At 66.0% G+C, this 22,830-nt stretch carries 24 protein-coding genes; 7 read left to right on the forward strand and 17 right to left on the reverse strand.

Annotation, left to right across the window (positions count from 1 at the left end):
• Positions 1–8: 8 nt before the first annotated feature.
• A complete protein-coding gene (gene nadC / locus STE01S_RS04760) occupies positions 9–857 on the reverse strand; it encodes a carboxylating nicotinate-nucleotide diphosphorylase (protein WP_062765394.1) in 849 nt (282 codons plus the stop codon).
• 214 nt (positions 858–1,071) lie between these two features.
• Here nadC and STE01S_RS04765 point away from each other — a divergent pair, with 214 nt between their 5' ends.
• Positions 1,072–2,208, forward strand: coding sequence for an NAD(P)H-dependent flavin oxidoreductase (locus STE01S_RS04765; RefSeq protein ID WP_003047772.1), 1,137 nt, complete (start codon positions 1,072–1,074; stop codon positions 2,206–2,208).
• Between the two features lie 122 nt (positions 2,209–2,330).
• Here the strand turns inward: STE01S_RS04765 and STE01S_RS04770 are convergent, their stop codons facing one another.
• Positions 2,331–2,780 (reverse strand): peptidylprolyl isomerase, encoded by a 450-nt coding sequence (locus tag STE01S_RS04770; protein ID WP_058812727.1) that lies wholly within the window; start codon positions 2,778–2,780, stop codon positions 2,331–2,333.
• A gap of 147 nt (positions 2,781–2,927) precedes the next feature.
• Here STE01S_RS04770 and mgtE point away from each other — a divergent pair, with 147 nt between their 5' ends.
• Positions 2,928–4,388, forward strand: coding sequence for a magnesium transporter (mgtE, locus tag STE01S_RS04775; protein WP_003047778.1), 1,461 nt, complete (start codon positions 2,928–2,930; stop codon positions 4,386–4,388).
• A gap of 226 nt (positions 4,389–4,614) precedes the next feature.
• On the forward strand, positions 4,615–4,743 hold the full coding sequence (locus tag STE01S_RS04780; RefSeq protein WP_003047780.1) for an entericidin A/B family lipoprotein: 129 nt from the start codon (positions 4,615–4,617) through the stop codon (positions 4,741–4,743).
• Between the two features lie 12 nt (positions 4,744–4,755).
• On the opposite strand, the gene tatC is transcribed toward STE01S_RS04780, so the two are convergent.
• The 9 genes from tatC to STE01S_RS04825 form a co-directional block, all read right to left on the reverse strand.
• Positions 4,756–5,571, reverse strand: a complete 816-nt coding sequence (tatC, locus tag STE01S_RS04785) for a twin-arginine translocase subunit TatC (protein WP_003047782.1) — start codon at positions 5,569–5,571, stop codon at positions 4,756–4,758.
• The gene (gene tatB / locus STE01S_RS20965) at positions 5,568–6,005 is read right to left on the reverse strand and encodes a Sec-independent protein translocase protein TatB (RefSeq protein WP_062765397.1); all 438 of its coding nucleotides are present in this window, start codon (positions 6,003–6,005) and stop codon (positions 5,568–5,570) included. The genes tatC and tatB overlap by 4 nt, the downstream gene beginning before the upstream one ends.
• A 32-nt stretch (positions 6,006–6,037) precedes the next feature.
• The gene (locus STE01S_RS04795; RefSeq protein WP_062765399.1) at positions 6,038–6,265 is read right to left on the reverse strand and encodes a twin-arginine translocase TatA/TatE family subunit; all 228 of its coding nucleotides are present in this window, start codon (positions 6,263–6,265) and stop codon (positions 6,038–6,040) included.
• A gap of 25 nt (positions 6,266–6,290) precedes the next feature.
• Positions 6,291–6,890 carry an SMC-Scp complex subunit ScpB gene (gene scpB / locus STE01S_RS04800; RefSeq protein WP_062765402.1) on the reverse strand — a complete coding sequence of 200 codons (600 nt, stop codon included), beginning with the start codon at positions 6,888–6,890 and terminating at the stop codon, positions 6,291–6,293.
• Positions 6,887–7,657 (reverse strand): segregation and condensation protein A, encoded by a 771-nt coding sequence (locus tag STE01S_RS04805; RefSeq protein WP_003047795.1) that lies wholly within the window; start codon positions 7,655–7,657, stop codon positions 6,887–6,889. Before STE01S_RS04805 ends, scpB begins: the two co-directional genes overlap by 4 nt.
• Positions 7,658–7,675: 18 nt before the next feature.
• On the reverse strand, positions 7,676–8,683 hold the full coding sequence (nagZ, locus tag STE01S_RS04810; protein ID WP_003047798.1) for a beta-N-acetylhexosaminidase: 1,008 nt from the start codon (positions 8,681–8,683) through the stop codon (positions 7,676–7,678).
• A 108-nt stretch (positions 8,684–8,791) separates the two neighbouring features.
• On the reverse strand, positions 8,792–9,565 hold the full coding sequence (locus STE01S_RS04815) for an SPOR domain-containing protein (protein ID WP_003047804.1): 774 nt from the start codon (positions 9,563–9,565) through the stop codon (positions 8,792–8,794).
• Entirely contained in the window at positions 9,565–11,292 is a 1,728-nt protein-coding gene (gene argS, locus STE01S_RS04820; RefSeq protein WP_062765404.1) for an arginine--tRNA ligase, read from the reverse strand. Before argS ends, STE01S_RS04815 begins: the two co-directional genes overlap by 1 nt.
• A gap of 139 nt (positions 11,293–11,431) precedes the next feature.
• Entirely contained in the window at positions 11,432–12,103 is a 672-nt protein-coding gene (locus tag STE01S_RS04825) for a hypothetical protein (RefSeq protein WP_003047809.1), read from the reverse strand.
• A gap of 146 nt (positions 12,104–12,249) precedes the next feature.
• Here STE01S_RS04825 and ispH point away from each other — a divergent pair, with 146 nt between their 5' ends.
• From ispH to rnhA, 3 genes are read left to right on the forward strand one after another with little or no spacing between them, the layout of a single operon-like run.
• Positions 12,250–13,224 (forward strand): 4-hydroxy-3-methylbut-2-enyl diphosphate reductase, encoded by a 975-nt coding sequence (gene ispH, locus STE01S_RS04830; protein ID WP_062765407.1) that lies wholly within the window; start codon positions 12,250–12,252, stop codon positions 13,222–13,224.
• Positions 13,224–14,186: a homoserine kinase gene (gene thrB / locus STE01S_RS04835; protein WP_062765410.1), complete on the forward strand. Its 963-nt coding sequence runs from the start codon at positions 13,224–13,226 to the stop codon at positions 14,184–14,186. Before ispH ends, thrB begins: the two co-directional genes overlap by 1 nt.
• Positions 14,187–14,194: 8 nt before the next feature.
• The gene (gene rnhA / locus STE01S_RS04840; protein ID WP_062765413.1) at positions 14,195–14,641 is read left to right on the forward strand and encodes a ribonuclease HI; all 447 of its coding nucleotides are present in this window, start codon (positions 14,195–14,197) and stop codon (positions 14,639–14,641) included.
• A gap of 169 nt (positions 14,642–14,810) precedes the next feature.
• Here the strand turns inward: rnhA and STE01S_RS04845 are convergent, their stop codons facing one another.
• The 5 genes from STE01S_RS04845 to aspS form a co-directional block, all read right to left on the reverse strand.
• The gene (locus STE01S_RS04845) at positions 14,811–15,347 is read right to left on the reverse strand and encodes a DnaJ domain-containing protein (RefSeq protein ID WP_040590347.1); all 537 of its coding nucleotides are present in this window, start codon (positions 15,345–15,347) and stop codon (positions 14,811–14,813) included.
• Between the two features lie 53 nt (positions 15,348–15,400).
• Positions 15,401–16,186 (reverse strand): polyphosphate kinase 2 family protein, encoded by a 786-nt coding sequence (locus tag STE01S_RS04850; protein ID WP_062765415.1) that lies wholly within the window; start codon positions 16,184–16,186, stop codon positions 15,401–15,403.
• A gap of 81 nt (positions 16,187–16,267) precedes the next feature.
• Positions 16,268–17,209: a hypothetical protein gene (locus tag STE01S_RS04855; protein ID WP_162928204.1), complete on the reverse strand. Its 942-nt coding sequence runs from the start codon at positions 17,207–17,209 to the stop codon at positions 16,268–16,270.
• 61 nt (positions 17,210–17,270) lie between these two features.
• Positions 17,271–18,140 (reverse strand): alpha/beta fold hydrolase, encoded by an 870-nt coding sequence (locus STE01S_RS04860; RefSeq protein ID WP_062765421.1) that lies wholly within the window; start codon positions 18,138–18,140, stop codon positions 17,271–17,273.
• Positions 18,141–18,144: 4 nt separating this feature from the next.
• On the reverse strand, positions 18,145–19,935 hold the full coding sequence (gene aspS / locus STE01S_RS04865) for an aspartate--tRNA ligase (RefSeq protein WP_062765423.1): 1,791 nt from the start codon (positions 19,933–19,935) through the stop codon (positions 18,145–18,147).
• Positions 19,936–20,127: 192 nt separating this feature from the next.
• On the opposite strand from aspS, the gene rnd reads away from it, so the two are divergent.
• Positions 20,128–21,321 carry a ribonuclease D gene (rnd, locus tag STE01S_RS04870; RefSeq protein WP_062765802.1) on the forward strand — a complete coding sequence of 398 codons (1,194 nt, stop codon included), beginning with the start codon at positions 20,128–20,130 and terminating at the stop codon, positions 21,319–21,321.
• Between the two features lie 24 nt (positions 21,322–21,345).
• Here rnd and STE01S_RS04875 read toward each other — a convergent pair whose 3' ends face one another.
• Positions 21,346–22,830: a Ppx/GppA family phosphatase gene (locus tag STE01S_RS04875; RefSeq protein WP_062765426.1), complete on the reverse strand. Its 1,485-nt coding sequence runs from the start codon at positions 22,828–22,830 to the stop codon at positions 21,346–21,348.

Raw genomic sequence — 22,830 nt, forward strand, 5'->3', positions numbered from 1 at the left:
CGATTGTATCAGACCAGCGCAAAATCGAGCCCGATGTCGGCCGCCGGCGCCGACTGGGTCAGGCGCCCGACCGAAACGAAGGTGACGCCGGTCGCGGCGATGGCGCCGATCGTGTCGAGCCGCACCCCGCCCGACGCCTCGGTCGGAACGCGCCCGGCGACGATCCCTACAGCTTCGCGCAATTGGTCGGGGGTCATATTGTCGAGCAGCAGATGCGTCGCGCCCGATTCCAGCGCGGCCTCGACTTGGTCGATACGGTCGACCTCGACGATGATATCGGCGATTCCCGCCGCCACCGCGCGGCGCACCGCCTCTTCGACCGATCCCGCGACCGCGACATGATTGTCCTTGATCATCGCCGCGTCCCACAGGCCCATGCGGTGATTGGTCGCGCCGCCCATGCGGGTTGCATATTTCTCCAGCACGCGCAGACCGGGGATCGTCTTGCGCGTATCGAGCAGCGTCGCGCCGGTGTCGGCGATCGCATCGACATAGCTTCGCGTCATCGTCGCAATGCCTGACAGATGCTGGACGGTGTTGAGCGCCGACCGCTCGGCGGTCAGCATCGCCCGCGCATTGCCCGAAAGGCGCATCAGGTCGGTGCCGGCGGGAACGCATGCACCCTCCTCGACCAGAATCTCGATGACCATATCGGGTGCCAGCGCGCGAAAGAATCGCTCGGCGATCGGCAGCCCCGCAACGCTGATCGCATCGCGGCTGTCCATCACCCCCGTGAAAACGGCGTCGGCGGGAATGACGGCCATCGACGTGATGTCGCCGCCGCTCCCCAGATCCTCGGCGAGTGTCGCGCGGACGAAGGCGTCGAGGTCGAAATCGGGCAGGGAAAATTCGGTCATGCGATGGCGATAAAGCGTGGCGGGCGCAAATCAACTTGACGTTTACGTCAACTGGCGCTGACATGGGTGTGAACGAAACGGGACGCCCCCTCTTCCCTTCGTGCTGAGCTTGTCGAAGCACCGTCCTTCCTTCGACGCCCGAAGAGGAGAGCGGCCCATCGACAAGCTCAGGGCAAACGGTCTGAGAGGTGGACAACATAATCGGAGAGACACCATGCAATCGCCCATCTGCGCCATGCTCGGCATCGAATTTCCGCTGCTCGCCTTTTCGCACTGCCGGGACGTCGTCGTCGCGGTGTCGAAAGCCGGCGGCATGGGCGTGTTCGGCGCCGCTTCATTGCCGCCCGAGCGACTTGAGGAAGAGCTTGCGTGGATCGACGCGCACATCGGCGGCAAGCCCTATGGCGTCGACCTGATCGTCCCCAACAGCTTCGCCGGCAAGGGCGAGGCACCGGCGGCGGGCGCGGCGCGCGTGCCCGAGACGCATCTCGGCTTCGCGGCCGATGTGCTCGACAAATTCGGCGTCGATGCGGCCGGCCTCGACGGTGCGACCGAAGCGCGGCAGAGCTTCGGCGACAATATGCATGAAGAAGGCGCAGCGAAGCTGCTCGAAGTTGCGTTTCGCCATCCGATTCGCCTGATCGCCAACGCGCTCGGCGTGCCGCCGCAACTGATGCTCGAACTCGGCAAGCGGCATGGCGTGCCGGTCGCCGCGCTCGTCGGCACCCGCGATCATGCGCTGGCGCAGGTCCGCGCCGGGGTCGATATCCTTGTCGTTGCGGGCGGCGAAGCGGGCGGCCATTGCGGTGAGGTCGCAACGATGGTGCTGGTGCCGGAGGTGGCTGCGGCGCTCGATGCCGTCGGCGCGACGACGCCGATCCTCGCTGCGGGGGGCATCGTCACCGGGCGTCAGATGGCCGCGGCGATGGCGATGGGCGCGCATGGCGCCTGGTGCGGATCGGTGTGGCTGACCACGTCGGAGGCCGAAACCAATCCAGTGGTGAAGGAAAAAATGCTCGCCGCCTCGTCGCGCGACACGGTGCGTTCAAAGAGCCGGACGGGCAAGCCCTCGCGTCAGCTCCGCTCGCCCTGGACCGACGCATGGGAGGCCGAAGGCGCGCCGAAACCGCTCCCGATGCCGCTGCAATCGCTGGTCAGCGAACCCGCGCTGCGCAAGGTCGACAAGCTGTCAGAGGGCGGTCATGAAGGCGCCAAGCAGCTCGCAACCTATTGGGTCGGCCAGGGCGTCGGCCTGATGAACGAGGCGATGAGCGCGGGCCAGGTCGTCCAGGCGTTCAAGGAAGACTGGATCGCCGCTTGCGAACGGTTGAACGGGTTCGTGGGAGAATGATGAAAGCCAAATCGTCATCGCGAGCGCCCACAGGGCGCGTGGCGATCTCCAGCCATCGTCACGTTATGCCGACAGCTGGAGATTGCGTCGTCGCCTGCGGCTCCTCGCAATGACGGAGCGAGTTACGCAACCGTCGCCTTGACGATCTTGCCGGGCTCGCGCGGCGGCTCGCCCTTGGGCAGCGCGTCGACATTTTCCATGCCTTCGATCACTTCGCCCCACACCGTATACTGGCGGTCGAGGAAGCGCGCATCGTCGAAGCAGATGAAGAACTGGCTGTTCGCGCTGTTCGGATTCTGCGCGCGCGCCATCGAACAGACGCCGCGGACATGCGGTTCGGCGTTGAATTCGGCCGGAAGGTCGGGAAGCTTGCTGCCGCCCATGCCGGTGCCGGTCGGATCGCCGCCCTGTGCCATGAAGCCGGGGATGACGCGGTGGAAGACGACGCCGTCGTAAAAGCCTTCCTGCGCGAGCTGGGTGATGCGTTCGACATGCTGCGGCGCGAGGTCGGGGCGCAAGCGGATGACGACGTCGCCGGTCGACAGCGACAGGGTAAGGGTCTGTTCGGACATGGTGTCTCTCCTTCGAATGAGTTGGCGCCGCCATAGCGGTGCGCCGCGCCAATGCCACGCACTAAATTCGGCTGCAGCGTTGCCATGACGCGCGTCCGCGACTAGTGGAGGGCCTTCGACGCCGTAGCAGCCAGGGAGGACCGCGCGATGGACAAACGCGAAGATTCCCTGCCGCCCGAAGACGTGCTCACCGCCGACGGGCTCGATCATGACCCCGGCCATCCCCCGCGCGAAACCGAAACCGAACTCGACGAAGACGATCGCCTGAAACCCGCGTTCGTGCGCGACGTCATCGATCTTGCCGAAGAGGGCGAGGTCGAGGCGGCGCGCGAACGCGTCGGCCGCCTGCACCCTGCCGACATCGCCGACCTTTTCGAGCTCGTCTCGGACGAAGACCGGCCGCTCTTGGCCCAGGTGCTCGGCGACCTTCTGTCGCCCGACGTGCTGGCGGAAATGAACGATTATGTGCGCGAGCGGCTGATCGATCTGCTCGCGCCCGAACAGGTCGCCGAAATCGCGTCCGAACTCGACACCGACGATGCCGTCGCGATCATCGAGGATATGGAGGAGGACGAACAGCAGGCCGTCCTCCGCGCCATGGAGCCCGAAGATCGCGCCGCGATCGAGGACGCCCTCTCCTTCCCCGAGGAGTCCGCCGGGCGCCTGATGCAGCGCGAATTCGTCGCGGTGCCCGAACATGTTACCGTCGGCGACGTTATCGACCGGCTGCGTGAGGATGTCGATCTCGCAACCGACTTCTGGGAAATCTTCGTCGTCGACCCGATGCACCGCCCGGTCGGCACCTGCCAGTTGAGCTGGATATTGCGGGCGCCGCGCAGCGTCGCGATCAACGACATCATGAGGCGCGAACAGACGCTGATCCCGGTCGACATGGACCAGGAAGAGGTCGCGCTGCGCTTCCAGAAATATGCGCTCATCTCGGCCGCGGTGGTCGACAAGGCGGGGCGGCTCGTCGGGATGATCACGGTCGACGACGTCGTCCACATCATCCAGGAAGAGGCAGGCGAGGATATCTTGCGCCTGTCGGGCGCCGGCGACGGCGACATCAACGAACCGATCGCGCTGACCATCCGCACCCGGCTGAGTTGGCTGGTCGTCAATCTCGGCACCGCCATGCTCGCCGCATCGGTTGTCGGCATCTTCGAAACCGCGATCGCCAAATATGCGCTGCTCGCGGTGCTGATGCCGATCGTCTCGGGCATGGGCGGCAACGCCGGAACCCAGACGCTCGCCGTGACCGTGCGCGCGATCGCCACCAATCAGCTTACCGCGTCGAACACGATGCGTATGATCCTGCGCGAATTTCGCATCGCGACGGTCAACGGCCTGTCGCTCGGCATTCTGATCGGCGCAGGGACCGCGCTCATCTTCGGCAATCCGCTGCTCGGCGCGGTGATCGCGTCGGCGATGCTCATCAACAATCTGGTCGCGGGGCTCGCGGGCATATTGGTGCCGGTAACGCTTGACCGTTTCGACATCGATCCGGCGGTGTCGTCGGCCGTCTTCGTAACGACGATGACCGACATGATGGGCTTTTTCTCGTTCCTCGGGCTTGCGGTGCTCAGCGGCCTGACGGCGATGGGCTGACCCAAGTCGCTGGATTTGCACGCTTCGCCGGGCTCCCCGAAAATTTTTTCATCGCGGCGATTTTTTTGCGGAACTTATCGCTCGCAACACGGGTTTCCCATTCGAGCAGCGATCATCGCCCCCCCGCAGCGCTGCTCAGCAACATTGGCCCGGCTCGCATTCCCTCCCCCCCCCCTCGAAGCGCGCCGGGCCATTTTGCAAAAAATCCCGTGAGAGGTGACAGACTATGACGAGTGCTCGCGTAATCCTTCTTACCCTGCTCGCCAGCTTTCTGGTCGCTGGCTGCAACACGGTGAAGGGCGTCGGCCGCGATATCGAATCGGTCGGCCAAGCTGGCGACGACGCCATTCACTGATCGGCGGGTTACTTACCCTTTAGCCTCTTCCGGAGGCTCGACAGGCGCCGCTTCGGCGCCTGTTTTGCGTCGGCGCTGGGTAAACCAGATCGCAAAGATCGAAATCTCGTAAAGGAAGACAAGCGGCACCGCGAGGAGGAGCTGGCTCATCACGTCAGGCGGCGTGAACACGGCGGCGATCGCGAACGCCGCGACGATCATGTAGCGGCGCGCGCCAATGAGCTGCTGGCGCGTCACCAGCCCGGCGCGCTCGACCAGCATCAGCAGGATCGGCAACAGAAAGGCGATGCCGAACGCCATGATGAACTGCATCACGAAGCTCAGATAATTGCCTACCGACGGCAGCGCTTCCTGCGTCACGCCGCCGATCTCGCCCTGATAGCCGAGCAGGAATTTCAGCGCGATCGGGATCGTGATGAAATAGGCGAAGGAGGCGCCGATCGCGAACAGGACCGGCGTTGCGAAGAGGAAGGGCAGCAGGGCGCGCTGCTCCTTGCGATAAAGGCCCGGCGCGACGAATTTCCACAGCTGATTGGCGATCACCGGAAAGGCGATCATCATCGCCGCGAACAGCGCAACCTTGATCTCGACGAAAAACGCCTCGAACAATTGCGTATAGATCAGCTTGCCCTGCCCCGCCGCGACGAGCGGATGCACTAGCACGCCGAAGATCGGCCGCGCGAAATAGAGGCACACGCCGAATGCGAGCGCGATCGCGAGTAGCGATTTCAGCAGCCGCGACCGCAGCTCGATCAGATGGTCGAGCAGCGGCATCTTGCCGCCCGCGCCATCCTCATCCTCTTTATGGACCGGCGTATCGGCACTCATGGTAACGGGCCGTCCTTCGGCGGAACGGCGTGGGTTTCCGGCGGAGTTTCGGTCGACGAGCCGGCCGGGGCGGCGGTAGGCGGCGTCAGGGCCGCGGCATGATCGGGATCGACGGGCGGCGTTTCGCCGACGTCGGCCGCGCCCGCGTCGGGCAGCGAGGTCGCCGGAATCATCGGCGGCGCATCGACGCCATCGACGCGCGGGAACTGGCGCATGATCGCGTCATTCTGTTCGCGCCACTGCTTTTCCAGTTCCTCAAGCTCGGCCTCGCGCATCATCGTGTCGAGTCCCGAACGGAAGTGGCGCGCCATGCCGCGGGCCTTGGCGACCCATTTGCCGACAAAACGCATCGCCTTCGGCAGATCTTTGGGTCCGATGACGACCAGGGCTACCACCACGACGAGCAGCAACTCGGTCGGCGCGACGTCGAACATCGTTCAGGCCTTCCCCCGCGTGCGGGCCGCGATCAGCGGTTTTCAGTTTCCGCGGTGGGGGTCGGGGTGGCCTCGGGCGCGCGCTGACCATCGATCTGGCGCGGTGCGGGCGGCGGCACATCGTCTTCGGCCATGCCCTTCTTGAAGCTTTTGATGCCCTTGGCGACGTCGCCCATCATGTCCGAAAAGCGACCCTTGCCGAACAATAGCAGGACGAGAATCCCGACCACGAGCCAGTGCCAGATGCTGAAGCTACCCATCTCAAATTCTCCTTGAGGCCGCTATCTAGGCTTCCTCGCCGTCTTTTACTAGGTCCAGTTCGTCCATCGCCGCATCGAAGGCGAGATCGACCGGGTCGAGCAGGCCCGCCGCGCGCAGATCCTCGATCCCGGGCAGATCCTTGCGGCTCGCGAGCCCGAAATGCTGCAGGAAAGCGTCGGTGGTCTTGTAGATCAGCGGCCGCCCCGGCACCTCGCGCCGCCCGGCAGGCGCGATCCATTCGGCCTCCATCAGCACGTCCAGCGTCCCTTTCGACGTCTGGACGCCGCGGATCGCCTCGATCTCGGCGCGGCTCACCGGCTCGTGATAGGCAATGATCGCCAGCACTTCCGCCGCGGCGCGCGACAGCTTGCGCGGATCGTCGCGTTCACGGCGAAGCAGATGCGCAAGATCGGCGGGGGTCTGGAAATGCCAGTGGCCGCCGCGCTCGACCAGTTCGATACCGCTCCCCGCGTGGCGCGCCGCGATCGCCTGCAGGATCGCGCGCACTTCGCCCGGCGTCAGCTCGTCGTGGAAGCGCCCGGCAATCTGGCGCGCGTCGAGCGCCTCGTCGCTGGCAAAAACCATCGCCTCTATCGCGCGTTCGCGATCGTCGATCTCGCTCATCCCTGGCTCGCTTTCAGATAAAGGGGCTCGAACGCCGCCTCCTGCCGCAATTCGACCCGCCCCTGCCGCGCCAGTTCCAGCGCGGCGACAAAGCTCGACGCGATCGCCGACCGGCGCAGCGGCCCTTGATAATCGGGGGGCAGAAAGGCCGACAACTCGGCCCAATCGAGCTGGACGCCCAGCATCCGCTGCAAGTGGGTGAGCGCCGCGTCTAGCGTCACCACGGGGCGCCGCGCGACCATATGCACGACGGGTTCGGTGCGCAGCTTGACTTGTCCGTAGGCGGCGAGAAGATCGTAGAGGCTCGCGTCCCAGCGCCGCACCTTTACATCCTGCAACCCCTCGGGATTCGGACGCAGGAAGACGTCGCGGCCGATCCGGTCGCGCGCCAGCAGCCGCGCCGCCGCCTCGCGCATCGCCGCGAGCCGCTGCAAGCGCAATTGCAGACGCAGCGCCAGTTCGTCGGGCGACGGGTCTTCGGTCGGATCCTTGGGCAGCAGCAGTGCCGATTTCAGATAGGCAAGCCACGCTGCCATCACCAGATAATCGGCCGCAACCTCCAGCTTTGCCCGCATCTCGGCGATGAAAGTCAGATATTGTTCGACCAGCGCCAGGATCGAAATCTGCCGCAGGTCCACCTTCTGACTGCGCGCGAGCGTCAGCAGCAGGTCGAGCGGCCCTTCCCAGCTTTCGAGATTGAGCTGGAGCGCATCCTCGCGCTCCGCCGCTGCCGGCACGACTTCATATTCGAGCGGCAGTTCCTCCATCGATGCCTCAGCCCGCCATCACGCCAGCGCCAGCAGCGCGTCGCGCTGGTCGATCAGCGCCGCGAACTGGCGCTCGTCGTGCATCCCGGCGATCCGCTCCATCGCGCCTTCGAGCCGCGCGAGCGAGTCCGCGCCGATGGGGTCGAGTGCGTTGGCGATGCCGACCATGTCGTCCATCTTCGCCCAGCAGTTGAGCGCCAGGTCGCAGCCCGCGGCGATCGCCGCCGCCGCGCGCGACGGGACGTCGCCTGACAGCGCCTCCATATCGAGGTCGTCGGTCATCAACAGGCCGTGAAAGCCGATGCGCTGACGGATCACGCTGCCGATGATCGTCGGCGACAGCGTCGCGGGCAGATCGGGATCCCACGCCTTGAAGATGACGTGGCAGGTCATCGCCATCGCCGCGTCACGCAGAGCAGCAAAGGGCGCGAGGTCGGTCTGCAACTCGCGGTCGTGGGCATCGACGACGGGCAGTGCCTTGTGCGAATCGAGCAGCGCACGGCCATGCCCCGGAATATGCTTGACGACCCCGACGACGCCGCCGTCCTGCAATCCGCTCAGGATCGCGCGACCCAGCGCCGCAACGCGCATCGGCTCGCTGCCCAGCGCGCGATCGCCGATCACATCGCTTGCCCCCGGCTGACGTACATCCAGCAGCGGCAGGCAATCGACGGTGATCCCCACTTCGGCAAGCATGGAAGCGAGCGCCATCGCATTGAGCCGCGCCGCCTCGATCGCGCTCGCCGGCGCGCGTTCGTACAGCGCATCGAACGCCGCCCCGCTCGGAAAATCGGGCCATTCGGGTGCCTTCATGCGCGCGACGCGACCGCCTTCCTGATCGATCAGGATCGGCAGATTGGCGCGCCCGTCAAGCTCGCGCAGCGTATCGGTCAGGCGGCGAAGCTGGGTGCGGTTCTCGATATTGCGGCCGAACAATATATAACCCGCGGGCGCGCTGTCGCGAAAGAAAGCGCGCTCGTCGTCGGTCAGCGTCAGGCCCGACAGGCCGAAGATCGCGGGTATCATCGTACGTCAACCTCCACCGGCGGACGCCCCCTCAGGCATCGGCCAAGGGATCGACTATGCCATAGCCGCCGCGGCGAACCAACGGCGGGTGCGGCAAAACGGGCGATATCAGCGAACGACGACGCAATTTTCGCCCGCAACGCGCAATTTCCCGCACAAATTCGAGGCGTTAGCCGCCGTTCCGGTCGCCACGCGCAGACGGTAGACGGTGCCGCTCCCGGTCTTCACCGGCGAAACGAACCGGTTCAATTCGGACAGATAGGCAAAGCGTTTGCTCAGATTGCCCCACGCCTTGTTCGCCGCCGCCTCGCTGCTGAACGCGCCGAGCTGGACCAGTCCGGTCGCGGCGCCGGCTGCCTCGGCCTGCGCGCCTGTCGCTTCGCCGGTCTTGACCGACATCGCCGCGGGCTTGGGCTTGCCCTTGTCCGCGGCCGCGATCCGCGCTGCTTCGGCCTTTGCAGCGGCGGCCTTGTCGGCCTGCGCCTTCGCCGCCTCGGCCTGCGCCATCGCGTCGCGTTCGGCGGGTGTCACCGCGGGCTCCTCGGGCATACGGGTCGGATCGACCTTGCCCCCGGGGGTCAATCCTTCGCTCGCCGCAAAGCTCGCTGCGCCCTCACCCTCGAACGTCTTGGCGCCGTCGGTCTTTGGCGGCACTTTGTAGTCGCCCTTGTCGGCGACGATCAGCTCGCCCTGCCCGCGCGCGCCGCCGTTCTGGACCCACCACAGCCCGCCGAGCACCGCACCGATCAGCAGCAGCCCGCCGAGCACCATGATGAGCAGGCGCGCGGGCGAGACTTCGGCATCATCCTCGAAACCTTCGGCGGGTTCCAGCCACGGCAGGCGATCCTCGTCCTCCAGCCCCAATCCCGCATCCGTCGCCATCACGCCATCTCCTCGAGCGCCTCCACCCCCATCAGGTGCAGCCCGTTGCGGATAACCTGCCCGATTCCATCGGCCAAATAAAGGCGGGTTGCGGTCAGTTCGGCGTCATTTGCCAAAATGATACGGGCGTCGGGCCGATCATTGCCCATGTTCCACCACGCATGAAAAGCGGCGGCGACATCGCCCAGATAGAAAGCGATGCGGTGCGGCTCGCGCGCCGTCGCCGCCGCCTCGACCGTGCGCGGGAATTGCGCCAGCAGCTTGACCAGACCCAGTTCATAGGCATCGAGCCGCGCGACATCGGGTGCCGCCGCCGCGATGCCCGCATCGGCAAGCTTGCGCTTCAGCGATGCGATCCGCGCATGGGCATATTGGACATAGAAGACCGGATTGTCGCGCGAAGCCTCGACCACCTTGGCAAAGTCGAAATCCATCTGCGCGTCGGCCTTGCGCGTCAGCATGGTGAAGCGCACCGCATCCTTGCCAACCTCATCGACGATGTCGGCGAGCGTGACGAAATTGCCGGCACGCTTCGACATCTTGAACGGCTCGCCATTCTTGAGCAGCCGGACCATCTGGACCAGCTTGACGTCGAACTTCTTGGCGCCGCCGGTCAGCGCCGCGACCGCCGCCTTGATCCGCTTGACCGTCCCCGCATGGTCGGCGCCCCAGATGTCGATCAGCTCGTCGGCGTCCTGCGCCTTCTGATAATGATAGGCGAGGTCGGCGCCGAAATAGGTCCAGCTCCCGTCCGATTTCTTGATCGGCCGGTCCTGATCGTCGCCGAATTTGGTCGAGCGGAACAGCGGCAGTTCAACCGGCTCCCAATCCTCGGGCGTCTCGCCCTTCGGCGCTTCGAGCACACCGTCATAGACCAGATCATGCTCGCGCAGCCATTTTTCGGCCGCGGCGGGCTTGCCCTCGGCCTGCAGCTCGGCCTCCGACGAGAAGAGATCATGATGGATGCCCAGCTTGGCGAGGTCGGCGCGGATCATGTCCATCATCGCGCTCACCGCCTCGGCGCGGAACAGGCCGAGCCACGCGCTTTCGGGCGCGCCGACATAGCGGTCGCCATATTCTGCGGCGAGCTTTTCAGCGACGGGCTTCAGGTAATCGCCGGGGTAGAGCCCCTCGGGGATCGCGCCGATATCTTCGCCCAGCGCCTCGCGGTAGCGCATGTGAACCGAGCGCGCGAGCACATCGACCTGCGCACCGGCGTCGTTGACATAATATTCGCGCGTGACCTTGTGCCCCGAATATTCGAGCAGCGCCGCCAGTGCGTCGCCCACCACCGCGCCGCGGCAATGGCCGACGTGCATCGGGCCGGTCGGGTTCGCCGACACATATTCGACATTGACGCGCCGCGCGGCGCCCATCGCCGAGCGGCCATAATCGCCCGCCTCGGCATGGATCAGCGCCAGCTCGTCCCGCCAGCTATTGTCGGCGACGCGCAGGTTGATGAAGCCCGGCCCGGCAACGCTCGCTTCGGTCACTTCGCCGATCGCCGTCAGTTCGCCGACGAGCAGTTCGGCAAGGGCGCGCGGGTTCGTCCCCGCGGGCTTGGCGAGCACCATCGCCGCGTTGGTCGCGACATCGCCATGCGCCGGGTCGCGCGGCGGTTCGACGCTGATCGCGCCGCGATCGAGCCCGGCGGGCAGCGCCCCGCGCGCGACAAGCGCATCCAGAGCGGTATCGATATGGGCGGAAAAACGGCTGAACAGGGTCATGGGTCAGGTCAATCTTCGGTCAAAAGGTCGGTCGGCGCCCTACCGCAGCTTGGCAGGCACGAAAAGCCCCGCGTCGCCCGGATAGCGGCGCAGGGCGAAACGGATGCGAACGGCGCGCGCGGGCGCACCGCCGCGACGCCTATCGTCGGACGTTATATTCGAGCTGTTCCTGGGTCAGCTGAAAGCCGACGAGCAGTTCGAAGCTCGCGCGCTGCACCGCGGCGCGTACCTCGGGGATGCTCAGCGGGTCGATCGCGGCGTCGGCGTCGCCCGCGCGGCGCTTGCGGTTGATGCGCTCCTGCACATCGGCGGGCAGCGTCGCGGCGGCGCGGTCGACATAGGCGGCCGCCTGGGCATGGCCGCTACCGCGCGTCTGACCTTCGGGGAAGGAGACGGTGACGGTGCCGAGCCGCTTGGCGACGACGGCGGTGCCGCCCTGGACGACGGTGGCGAAATAGGGAAGCTCGACCGTCCGGGCCGGGCCGGCATCGCGGCGCGTCGCCACGACGTCGAAATCGGCAAGCTGATAGACTTTCTCGGCCTGATCGTTGCACTGCGGCACAACATGGGTGATCGTCGCGACGACGTCGACCGCGCTCGCATCGCGGCTCGTCGCCGGATCGAACAGCGTGATGTCGCCGGTGTGCAGCGGCACGGCAACCGCCGGACAAGCGCTGCGCGTCGCGGTGATGCCGACGCCCGACGACAGGTCGATATCATTGTCCTTCGCGCACCCCGCGACCATGACCATGGCGGCCGCGCCGCACAGCATGGCGATTGATTTACGGGGCGGGACGAAACTGGGCATCATGATATAGCTTTCCAATCAGGCGCGGGCCGCGGAGGACGAACGTCACCGCTCCATGCGCGCCGCTTCTTATCGGTGCGATGAACAAGGCGCAACATGGACGAAGCGGCTTTACCTTGTCACGGCCGCTGCGCTAGAGCGCGCGGGTCATGACAGATCTTACGCAATCCGCCGCCGAAGCCCCGGAACTCAAGGTTTTGGTGGCCGCCCCACGCGGCTTTTGCGCCGGCGTCGACCGGGCGATCCGCATCGTTGAGCTGGCGATCGAGCGTTATGGCGCCCCCGTCTATGTCCGGCACGAGATCGTCCATAACCGCTATGTCGTTGAATCGCTGAAGGCGAAGGGGGCGATTTTCGTCGAATCGCTCGATCAGGTGCCCGACGGCGTTCCGGTCGTGTTCAGTGCGCACGGCGTTCCAAAGGCGGTTCCGGCCAAGGCCGAAGCGCGCGGGCTCGACTACATCGATGCGACCTGTCCGCTGGTATCCAAGGTCCACAAACAGGCCGAGCGCGCCAACGAACAGGGCCGTCACATCATCTTCATCGGCCACGCCGGCCACCCCGAAGTCATCGGTACGCTCGGCCAATTGCCCGATGGCGCGATGACGCTGGTCGAATCGGTCGACGATGTCGCCGCGCTGTCGCCCGCCGATCCCGACAATCTCGCCTTCCTGACCCAGACCACATTGTCGGTCGACGACACGCGCGACATTGTGACGGCGCTGCAGCACCGCTTCCCCTCCATCCAGGGGCCGCGCGGCGAGGATATCTGCTATGCCACGTCGAACCGGCAGGAAGCAGTGAAAGCAATCGCCGGCCAGTGCGACCGCGTCATCGTCATCGGCGCGCCCAACAGCTCGAACAGCCTGCGTCTCGTCGAAGTCGCGGAACGGCTCGGCACCCCTGCCCATCTCGTCCAGCGCGGCACCGACGTCGATCCCGCATGGCTGACCGGGATCGCAACGCTTGGCATTACCGCCGGAGCCAGTGCGCCAGAAACGCTGGTGCGCGAGGTGATCGACGCGGTCGCCGCGCATCGCGCGATCGTCGAGGACGTCGTCGTCACGGCCGAGGAGCATATGACCTTCAAGCTCCCCCGCGGGCTCGAGCCGGCGGCCGCCTGATGGCCGTCTATACCGCCGTCGATCCGGACGATCTCGCCGCGCTCGTCGCCCATTATGACATTGGCACCGTGCTGTCGTGCAAGGGCATCGCCGAGGGTGTCGAAAACAGCAATTTCCTGCTCGAAACGACGGGCGGGCGCTTCATCCTGACCCTGTACGAAAAGCGGGTGCAAGAGGGCGACTTGCCCTTCTTCGTCGATCTGCTCGGCCATCTCGCACGGCGAGGTTGCCCGGTGCCGGCGATGATCCGCGACCGCGGCGGCCGCGCGATCCAGCAGATTTCGGGCCGTCCCGCCTGCATCATCCAGTTTCTCGCGGGCATTTCGCTGACGCATCCGACCCCCGCGCAATGCGCCGCTGCGGGTGCTGCGCTCGGCGCGATGCACAAGGCGGTCGAAGATTTTTCCGGCGCCCGTGAAAACAGCATGGGCCGCGCGCATTGGCGCGGCGTCGCCGCCGCTGCGGGCGATCTGGACACCGTGCTTCCGGGGTTGCAGGCGATCGTCGATGCAGAGCTTGCCTTCCTCGACGATCGCTGGCCGGCGGACCTGCCGCGCCACGTCATCCACGCCGACCTGTTCCCCGACAATGTGCTGATGCTCGGCGACCGCGTCACCGGCCTCATCGACTTCTATTTCGCGGCGACCGACTTTCGCGCCTATGACCTCGCGGTCACCCATGCCTCCTGGACCTTTTCCGACGACGGCCGGACCTGCGACAGTGCCCGCGCGTCGGCGCTGATGCGCGGCTATGCCTCGGAAATCGATCTGAGCGCGGACGAAGTCGCCGCGCTGCCGCTGCTTGCACGCGGCGCGGCGCTGCGCTTTCTGCTCACCCGCGCACACGACTGGATCCACACCCCCGCTGACGCGCTGGTCACGCGCAAGGATCCCGCGCCCTTCCTCGAACGCCTGCGCCGCTACCAAGCTGCCGACGCCGCCGATCTGTTCCGCGCGGGATGAGCGCTGCAATGGGCAAGGGCCATACCGTAATCGTCGCGACCGACGGCGCCTGCAAGGGCAATCCCGGCCCCGGCGGCTGGGGCGCGGTGCTGCGCTGGGGCGATGTCGTCAAGACGCTGTCGGGCGGCGAGGCGGAGACCACCAACAACCGCATGGAGTTGCTCGCCGCGATCGAGGCGCTCGCCGCGCTCAAGCGCCCGTGCAAGGTCGAACTGTCGACCGACAGCGTCTATGTTCGCGACGGCATCACCAAATGGGTCCATGGGTGGCAGCGCAACGGCTGGAAAACCGCCGCGAAAAAGCCTGTCGCCAACGCCGACCTGTGGCAACGCCTGGTGCGCGAGGCCGCACGGCACGAGATCGAATGGCTGTGGGTCAAGGGCCACGCCGGCCACGGTGACAACGAACTCGCCGACAAGCTCGCGAGCGACGCCGCATTGGCGATAAAACGCTAGGCGGCACGGGCGGACGCAATGCGGCTTTGGCGGCTGGCGTGGGATGCTTAGGCCATAACATCCCTTCGTCATCCCGGATCAATTCCGGGATGACGATGAAGGATAAGTTCGCCACCAGTCAGCCCCGAACACCTCCGCATCGCCCGCCGTCTTTGCCCGCAAAGCGCGCTCAGGCCGGCTTCCAGCTCTTGCGGTCTTCGGCCTGCTTAAGCACCTCGAACGCCGCCTGCCCGGCCGCGAAGCGTTTGGCAGCGTCGGCGTCGCCGGGCTTGACGTCGGGGTGGCATTCCTTGGCATAGGCGCGCCAGGCCTTTTTGGCCGCGTCGAAGTCGGCGTCGCTGTCGAGCCCGAACACCTCCAGCGCGCGCATCTCGTCCGCGCTGCGACTGCCGTCGCCGGGGCCGCCCCAGCCATAATGCTGTGCGCGGGCGTAGCTGCGTGCGCCCTGCGCTTCCTCCGCGGCGCGCGCCGCGGCATCCTCGGCGCTCAGGCCCGCGAAATAGTCCCAGCCGCGATTATATTCAGCGGCATGGGCTTCGCAGAAATACCAGCGTTCAGGACTGTTGGGCGATTTGGGTGCGGGGCATTGTCCGGGGGCGTCGCAACCATGACGGTCGCACAGACGAACCTTTTGCGCCTCGCGGCCCTGCCCATAGGCGCGCCAGCGGGGGAAACCCCAATCGTCGGATCTCTTGGCGCGGCTCATCGGGACCATGTAGCGGCTCGCAACGGCGATTGCTACCCGAGCGGGCCAAAATCCTAAGTCTTCGGTTTATATCCGAACGCCTTTTGCGCCAGCTTCACGACCGCGGGATCGCGGTCGGGCGGGGTCATCGGAACCGCCGCCTCCAGCGTGGCCGCAACATGCGACAGCGCCGCGATCCGCGCCGCCTTCTTGTTGTTGCCGTCGATAACCTTCCACGGCGCCCAGCGCGTATCGGTGTGCGCGAACATGTCGTGTATCGCGTCCAGATAGGCGCCGCGGTGCGCGCGGTTGCGATAATCCTCGGCCCCGGTTTTCCAGCGTTTCCACGGATCGTCGAGGCGGTCGGCAAGGCGCTTGTCCTGCTCGGCCTGCGTCACATGGACGAACAGCTTGACCAGATTGGTACGGCTGCCGGTCAGTTGCGCCTCGAACTCGTTGATCTCGTCATAGCCCTTGCGCCATTCGGCCTCGGTCGCGAACCCCTCGACCCGCTCGACAAGGACGCGGCCATACCAGCTCCTGTCAAAGATCGAGATGTCGCAATTGCCGGGCAGGCGGGTCCAGAAACGCCACAGGAAATGACGCGCCTTTTCCTCGTCGGTGGGGGCGCCGATCGGCCAGACCTCGAAATAGCGCGGATCGAGCTGCGCAGTCAGGCGCTGGATGATCCCGCCCTTCCCCGCCGCGTCCCAGCCTTCGAGCATGATGATGCTGCGCTGCCTATGGGTGATGTGCGCCGCCTGGACATTTTCGAGCCGCGCCTGCAGCGCCGCCAGATCCTTGGCATAATCGCCGTCATATTTGGTACCGGCTTCATAGTCGGCGAGAGAGATGGTCATGGGCGACCTCGTAGCGCATTTGCCGGTCGCACACCAAGCTGTCGATGCGGACTGTCAGCTTATGGAACATTCCATCCGACGTCAGTTGCCGTCCATCAATCGCTGGCGCTCCTCCCAGTCGGCGAGCGTCCTTTGCGTGCGCGCCATGCGTTCGAACGCCGCCGGGATATCGCGGCTCTTCGAACCCAGCCGCTGCGCTTGCCCGTACCAGTCGCCAGCGGCGGCAAAATCGTGCCGTTGCTCGGCGCACAGGCCCAAGTTGAAAGCGAGCGCGGCGGTCGGCTCGGCATCGCGCGTCATCGCCGCCCAGGCATCGCACGCGCCGGCGGGATCGGTCTTGGTCTGCCGTACCGCGGCCTTGAACGCCTCGGCCACCGGCTTGTCGAGCCCCTTGCGATTTTCATCGACACGAACGTCGATCGTGTAAGCGCGAGGCGCCACATCGCCGCGAATGGTGTCGACCTGCCCTCTCAACGCTTCCGCGACAAAATCCTCGATGGTCCGGCTGGCTTGCCTGTCGGGGCAGATATTTTGCTCGTCGCGCGTGACGAGCGGACGCGAATAGCGAACGCTGCCATCGGCGACAGCCGCGAGCCGCACGGTGCTCGATACGGTGACGATCCGCCTGCGACAGCGAATATCGACCTCGTCCTCCTTCAGGCACTTGTCCTTGTTCGCGGGATCCTTCTCGACGCAGCGCTTGCGCTTTTCCGTCACATTGCTTTCGCTGAGCGCGGTCTTCGCCGAACCGGTGACGATCGCGTCATAGGCCGCCCCGGTTTCGAGGCCGATCATCCGGAAATAGGGTCGATTACCGAACCGAACGGTTCCGAGCGCGGCTTCGATGCCCTGCGCAAATTCGGCCCCGTCCTCGCCTTCGAAGCGATCGACCGCGATGCGAACCAGATCATTGACGTTCGCGCGCTCGGGCGGATCGTTCGCGGCAACCGTCAAAGTCTCCGCCGCCGCCGGCATCGCGAACCCGAACAGCAGCGCCGCCAGTGCCATTCGCCAACGTCGCATCTTCGCCCCCTTGCGCGTCAAACCTGCCGATGCGCGGAGCTATCGCAGCCCTTCCGCCTTGTCAAAGCGCGGCGAGCAGCGCGGCGACGCGCGCCGGGTCTTCCATCGGGATGAAATGGCTATGGTCGCCCCAGCGCTCGTCGCGCACTGCGCCGATATGCGCGCCGAGCCCCGGCCAGGTGGGACTTTGCGAAAAATCCATCGAACCGCCGCGTTCGCCGCTCGGCGCGCGGATCAGCGTCACCGGCGCCGCCAGCCCCGATAGCCAGCGATAGGGGTCGATGCGCAGCGCATTCTGATAGACCGACGCCTCAAGCTGCGGCGGACAGGCCAGTTCCAACCCCTCGCCCGTGGCGGCGGGCAGCAGGCCATAGCGGCAATAATCGTCCAGCACCGCCGGTTGCCAATGTGCATAGGGCGCACGGTCGGCGAAGCGCGCGCACATCTGTCCCACGCTGTCCCAATCGTTGCGGCGACGCGCCACGGGATGCTCCGCGGGGTCGGGGATCGGCAGCGCATCCTGGCCCGCATAATGGTCGGGCGCCATGATAACCGGATCGATCAGGACGAGGTGGCGAAAGGCATCGCGCCGCTGCGCCGACAGGCGGGTCAGCGCATGGCCGCCCATGCTGTGCCCGCACCCGATCAACGGCGTTCCGGCAAAGCGATCGACGAGCGGCAACAGCGCGTCGCCGGTCGCCCCCCAATCGGCGAGCGTCGCGGGGCGATAGCTGCGCCCATGCCCGCGGTGATCGGGCGCGATGACATGCGTGCCTTGCGGCAAGGCGGCGACGATCTGGTCCCACAGCCGCGCATGAAATCCCGTCGCATGAAGCAGCAGCAGCGACGGTCCCGCCCCCGCGGTCCCCCATTCGAACCAGCAGATGTCGCCTTCCGGCGTAGCGAGCCGGTGTTCGCGCGGCCCGTTCATCGGGTCAGCTCTTCGGCCCGTCCACCAGACGGATATGCAATTCCTTGAGCTGCTTCTCGGAAACCGGCGCCGGCGCGCCCATCATCAGGTCCTCGGCCTTCTGCGTCATCGGGAAGACGATCACCTCACGGATGTTCGGTTCGTCGGCGAGCAGCATCACGATGCGGTCGACGCCCGGCGCCGAACCGCCATGCGGAGGCGCGCCGAACTTGAAGGCGTTGATCATACCCGCGAAATTGGTGTCGACATCCTGCTGGCTGTAGCCCGCAATCTCGAACGCCTTGTACATGATATCGGGGCGGTGGTTCCGGATCGCCCCCGACGACAGTTCGACGCCGTTGCAGACGATGTCATATTGATAGGCGAGGATGTCGAGCGGATCCTTGGTTTCCAGCGCCTCCATCTCGCCCTGCGGCATCGAGAAGGGATTGTGGCTGAAATCGATCTTGCCGGTTTCTTCGTCGGCCTCGAACATCGGGAAGTCGACGATCCAGCAGAATTCGAAGCGGCTCTTGTCGATGAGGTCGAGCTGTTCGGCGACGCGGGTACGCGCAAGACCGGCGAGCTTCGCCGCCTTGGCTTCGACGCCCGCGGCAAAAAAGATGCCGTCGTTCGGACCGAGGCCCATAGCGTTGGCGATCGCCTGCATGCCTTCCTGGCCGTGGTTGTTGGCGATCGGGCCGCCGAACACGCCGTCTTTCTGCGTCGCATAGCCGAGCCCCGGAAAACCCTCGGACTGCGCCCAGCTGTTCATTTCGTCGAAGAATTTGCGGCTCTTCTCGTGCGTCTCGGGCGCGGCGACGGCGCGGACAACCTGCCCTTCCTCGACCATCGAGGCGAAGCGGCCGAAGCCCGAGCCCTTGAAGAAATCGCCCACGTCATGGACGAGCAGCGGGTTGCGCAGGTCGGGCTTGTCGCTGCCATATTTCAGCATCGATTCGCGGTAGGGAATGCGCTGGAACGGCAGCGGCGACACGGTGCGGCCCTTGCCGTCGAAATCGGCGAACTCCTCGAACACGCCGTGCAACACGGGTTCGATCGCGTTGAAGACGTCGTCCTGCGTGACGAAGCTCATTTCGAAATCGAGCTGGTAGAATTCACCCGGCGAACGGTCGGCGCGCGCATCCTCGTCGCGGAAACAGGGTGCGATCTGGAAATAGCGATCGAAGCCCGCAACCATCAGCAGCTGCTTGAACATCTGCGGCGCCTGCGGCAGCGCGTAGAATTTGCCGGGGTGGACGCGGCTGGGTACCAGATAGTCGCGCGCGCCCTCGGGGCTGCTCGCGGTAAGGATTGGCGTCTGGAACTCGGTGAAGCCCTGATCGATCATCCGGCGGCGCAGCGACGAAATGACGTTCGAGCGCAGCACGATATTCTTGTGCAAGCGTTCGCGGCGGAGATCGAGGAAGCGGTTGGTGAGGCGGATTTCCTCGGGATATTCGGCATCGCCGAACACCGGCAGCGGCAGGCGGTCGGCGGCCGACTGCACCGTCACCGCACTCGGATAGATTTCGATCTCGCCGGTCGCAAGCTTGGGGTTCAGCGTCTCGGGCGACCGCGCGGCGACCTTTCCGGTGAAGGTCAGGACGGACTCGGGGCCGACGCCATTGACCGTCGGATACAGGTCCGAACCCGTCTCCACCACGATCTGGGTGATGCCATAATGGTCGCGAAGATCGACGAAGAGCACATTGGCATGCTCGCGCGTCCGGTGCACCCAGCCCGAAAGACGGACTTCCTCGCCGACGTTGGCGGCGCGAAGGTCGGCGCAAGTGTGGGTACGATAGGCGTGCATTATGTTCGTCTTTCAAATGTCCGGGGAGGCGCGCCGGAAAACGCGCCGATATGGCCGCGCCTAAGGCAGGTCGCGGGGGCTTTTGTCAAGGGTGGACCCGCGATTCGCCCCCGACGGCGCCGCCGATGTCCCTGCGATGAACAGCGGTAAATTTTCCTGACGATTATGCTGCGGGCGCTGTATAGGCTCCCCATGCAAATTCATCCGTTAATCGAGTCCAGCGAAGCGCTTCATCAGTTTGTCGACCTGATCAAGGGCAGCGACTTCATCGCCGTCGACACCGAATTCATGCGCGAAAACACCTTCTGGCCCGAACTCTGCCTGATCCAGGTCGCCGATGCGCACCACGCCGCCGCCATCGATCCGATGGCGCCGGGCATCGACCTCGCCCCGCTGCTCGACCTGCTCGTCGACAATGAGGAGGTGCTCAAGGTCTTTCACGCGGGCGGGCAGGATGTCGAAATCATCTTCAACCTGACCGGCAAGACGCCGCACCCGATCTTCGACACCCAGATCGGCCAGATGGCGCTCGGTCAGGCCGAACAGGTCGGCTATTCGAATCTCGTCGAGGCGTGGCTCGGTCTGCAGCTCGACAAGGGCGCGCGCTTTACCGACTGGAGCCGCCGGCCGCTCGACAAGCGGCAGATCGACTATGCGATCGGCGACGTCACCCATCTGGCCAAGATTTTCCCGATGATGCTCAAAAAGCTCATCAAGACGGGCCGCGGCCACTGGCTCGACGAGGAAATGGAAAAGCTCGCCGATCCGTCCAACTATGCGATCGACCCCGAAAAGGCGTGGCAGCGGATCAAGGTGCCGTCGCGCAAGCCCGACGCGCTCGGCCGGCTAAAGGCTCTCGCCGCATGGCGCGAGCGCGAGGCGCGCAACAAGAATCTGCCGCGCGGGCGCATCGTCAAGGACGAGACGCTCGCCGACCTCGCCGCGCATCCGCCGAAGAGTCAGGACGGCCTCGGCAGCGTGCGCGGCCTGTCGGCGACATGGCGGTCGAACGACATCGGCGGGCGGCTGATGGACGCGCTCGCGAACGCCAAGCCACTGCCCAAGGACGACATGCCCGACCGCGCCCCGCGCGGCCCTGGGCTGGGCAAGGAAGGCGCGCTCGTCGCCGACCTGCTCAAGCTGCTGCTCAAGATCCGCTCGCGCGAACTCAACGCTGCGGCGCGGCTGATTGCGCGCAGCGACGATCTCGAAGCGCTCGCGGCGGGGCGCCGTGACGATATCCCGATGATGAAAGGCTGGCGCTACGACGTGTTCGGCCACGCCGCACTCGACCTCGTCGAAGGCCGCGTCGGCTTTGCGGTCAAGAACGGCAAGCTGGTTATGAGCGAGATCGAAGCCCCCGCCCCGGCCGAAACCGACGCCTGAGGGCGCGCTCCCTCGCTGCCCTGCTTAGAGCAGCACCAGCTCCGGCTTGACCCCGAACGCCTGCGCCAGCGCGCGCAGGCGCCGGTCGACCGATTCGCCCACCAGATGATGCCAGCCCGGATCGAGGCTGAGCCGCAGCTTGCCGTCGTCGAGTGCGATGGCGCTCGCCTTGAGCGGCGCCTCGCCCCCCCCGGTGAGCCGCTGCGCCAGCCGGATCGCAAGCCCCCACTGCCGCGCCCGGTCGATGCGGTCCGCCGGAACGAGGCTGGTCATAGCGGGAAAATCGACGTCGGCGCCGCCGAACCCGGCGTGCAATGCGCGCGCGAGCAGGATGCGGCCGGGAATGTCGATGCTGCGCCAGTTGCCGTGCAGTCCGATCTCGGTCCCGCGTTCGGCGCGGAAATCGGGGTTGGCCGACCAGGCGACATCACTGAGCAGGCTGGCGGCGAGCCGGATGCGGCTGTCGCTCGCCTCCTCATTGGCGAACAGCGGCGCGATCCACTCGGCGATCGCGCGGCCGTGCGGGGCGAAGCGCGCGAGCCGCCGCCCCTCGAACTCCGCCGCGACGATCAGCGGATCCTGCGCCCGGGTCGCGGGGTCGAGCGCCTGATAGAGCAGCCCTTCGCGCAGTCCCGATGAGGAGACGGTCATCTCGGGCACGTCGATGATATTGACCAGCGCCGCGAGCAGCGCCGCGGCATCGGGGAGCGTTGCAGCGCGGTTCGACGCCATACCCGGAATCGCGCGCAACTCTTCGAAACTCATCCTTTTTGTCGCGCGCAGCAGCCGGCGCAGCGCGGCGCGCGGCATCACGTGATGGTCGAGCACCGGCAGCGGGTCCTGCGTCAGTTCGATGTCGAGACGCGACAGCGCGCGCCACGATCCGCCGACAAGATAGAGCGGCAGCCCGGTCATATTGTCCGGCCAGCCCGCGCCCTTGAGCATCTTGCGCACCGATCGCTCGAAAACCTGCTGCCCCTGCTTGCGCAGCGCGGGCAGGCGCAGCACGCCGAGCGGGAAGGACACGCGCCGCCCGACGGTGCCGCCCGACACTTCCGCCAGTTCAAGGCTACCGCCGCCCAGGTCGACCGCGATGCCGTGCGCGTCGGGGATTGCCGAGATGACGCCGCAGCCCGCCGCTTCGGCCTCTTCTTCGCCCGACAGCAGGCGGATCTTCAATCCCGCCTCGGCAGCACCGGCGATGAAATCGGGGCCGTTCTCTGCATCGCGCACCGCCGCGGTCGCGACGCATTGCAGGTCCTTCACCTCCATGTGCCGCGCGAGCAGCGCGTAGCGGCGCAGCGCGATCAGCCCGCGTTCGGCATCTTCGGGCGCGATGCGATTGTCGATCGCGAGCCCGCGGCCCAGCCCGGCCGGCACCTTTTCGTTGAAGATCACCGCGGGCGCGCGCGGCGGCCCTTCATAGACGACGAGGCGGACCGAGTTGGACCCGATATCGATGACGGCGGAACGATGGGCGGTCAGTCTGTTGGAACGGGCGATCGGCAA

It is taken from the genome of Sphingopyxis terrae subsp. terrae NBRC 15098, assembly GCF_001598815.1.
GTDB lineage: Bacteria > Pseudomonadota > Alphaproteobacteria > Sphingomonadales > Sphingomonadaceae > Sphingopyxis > Sphingopyxis terrae.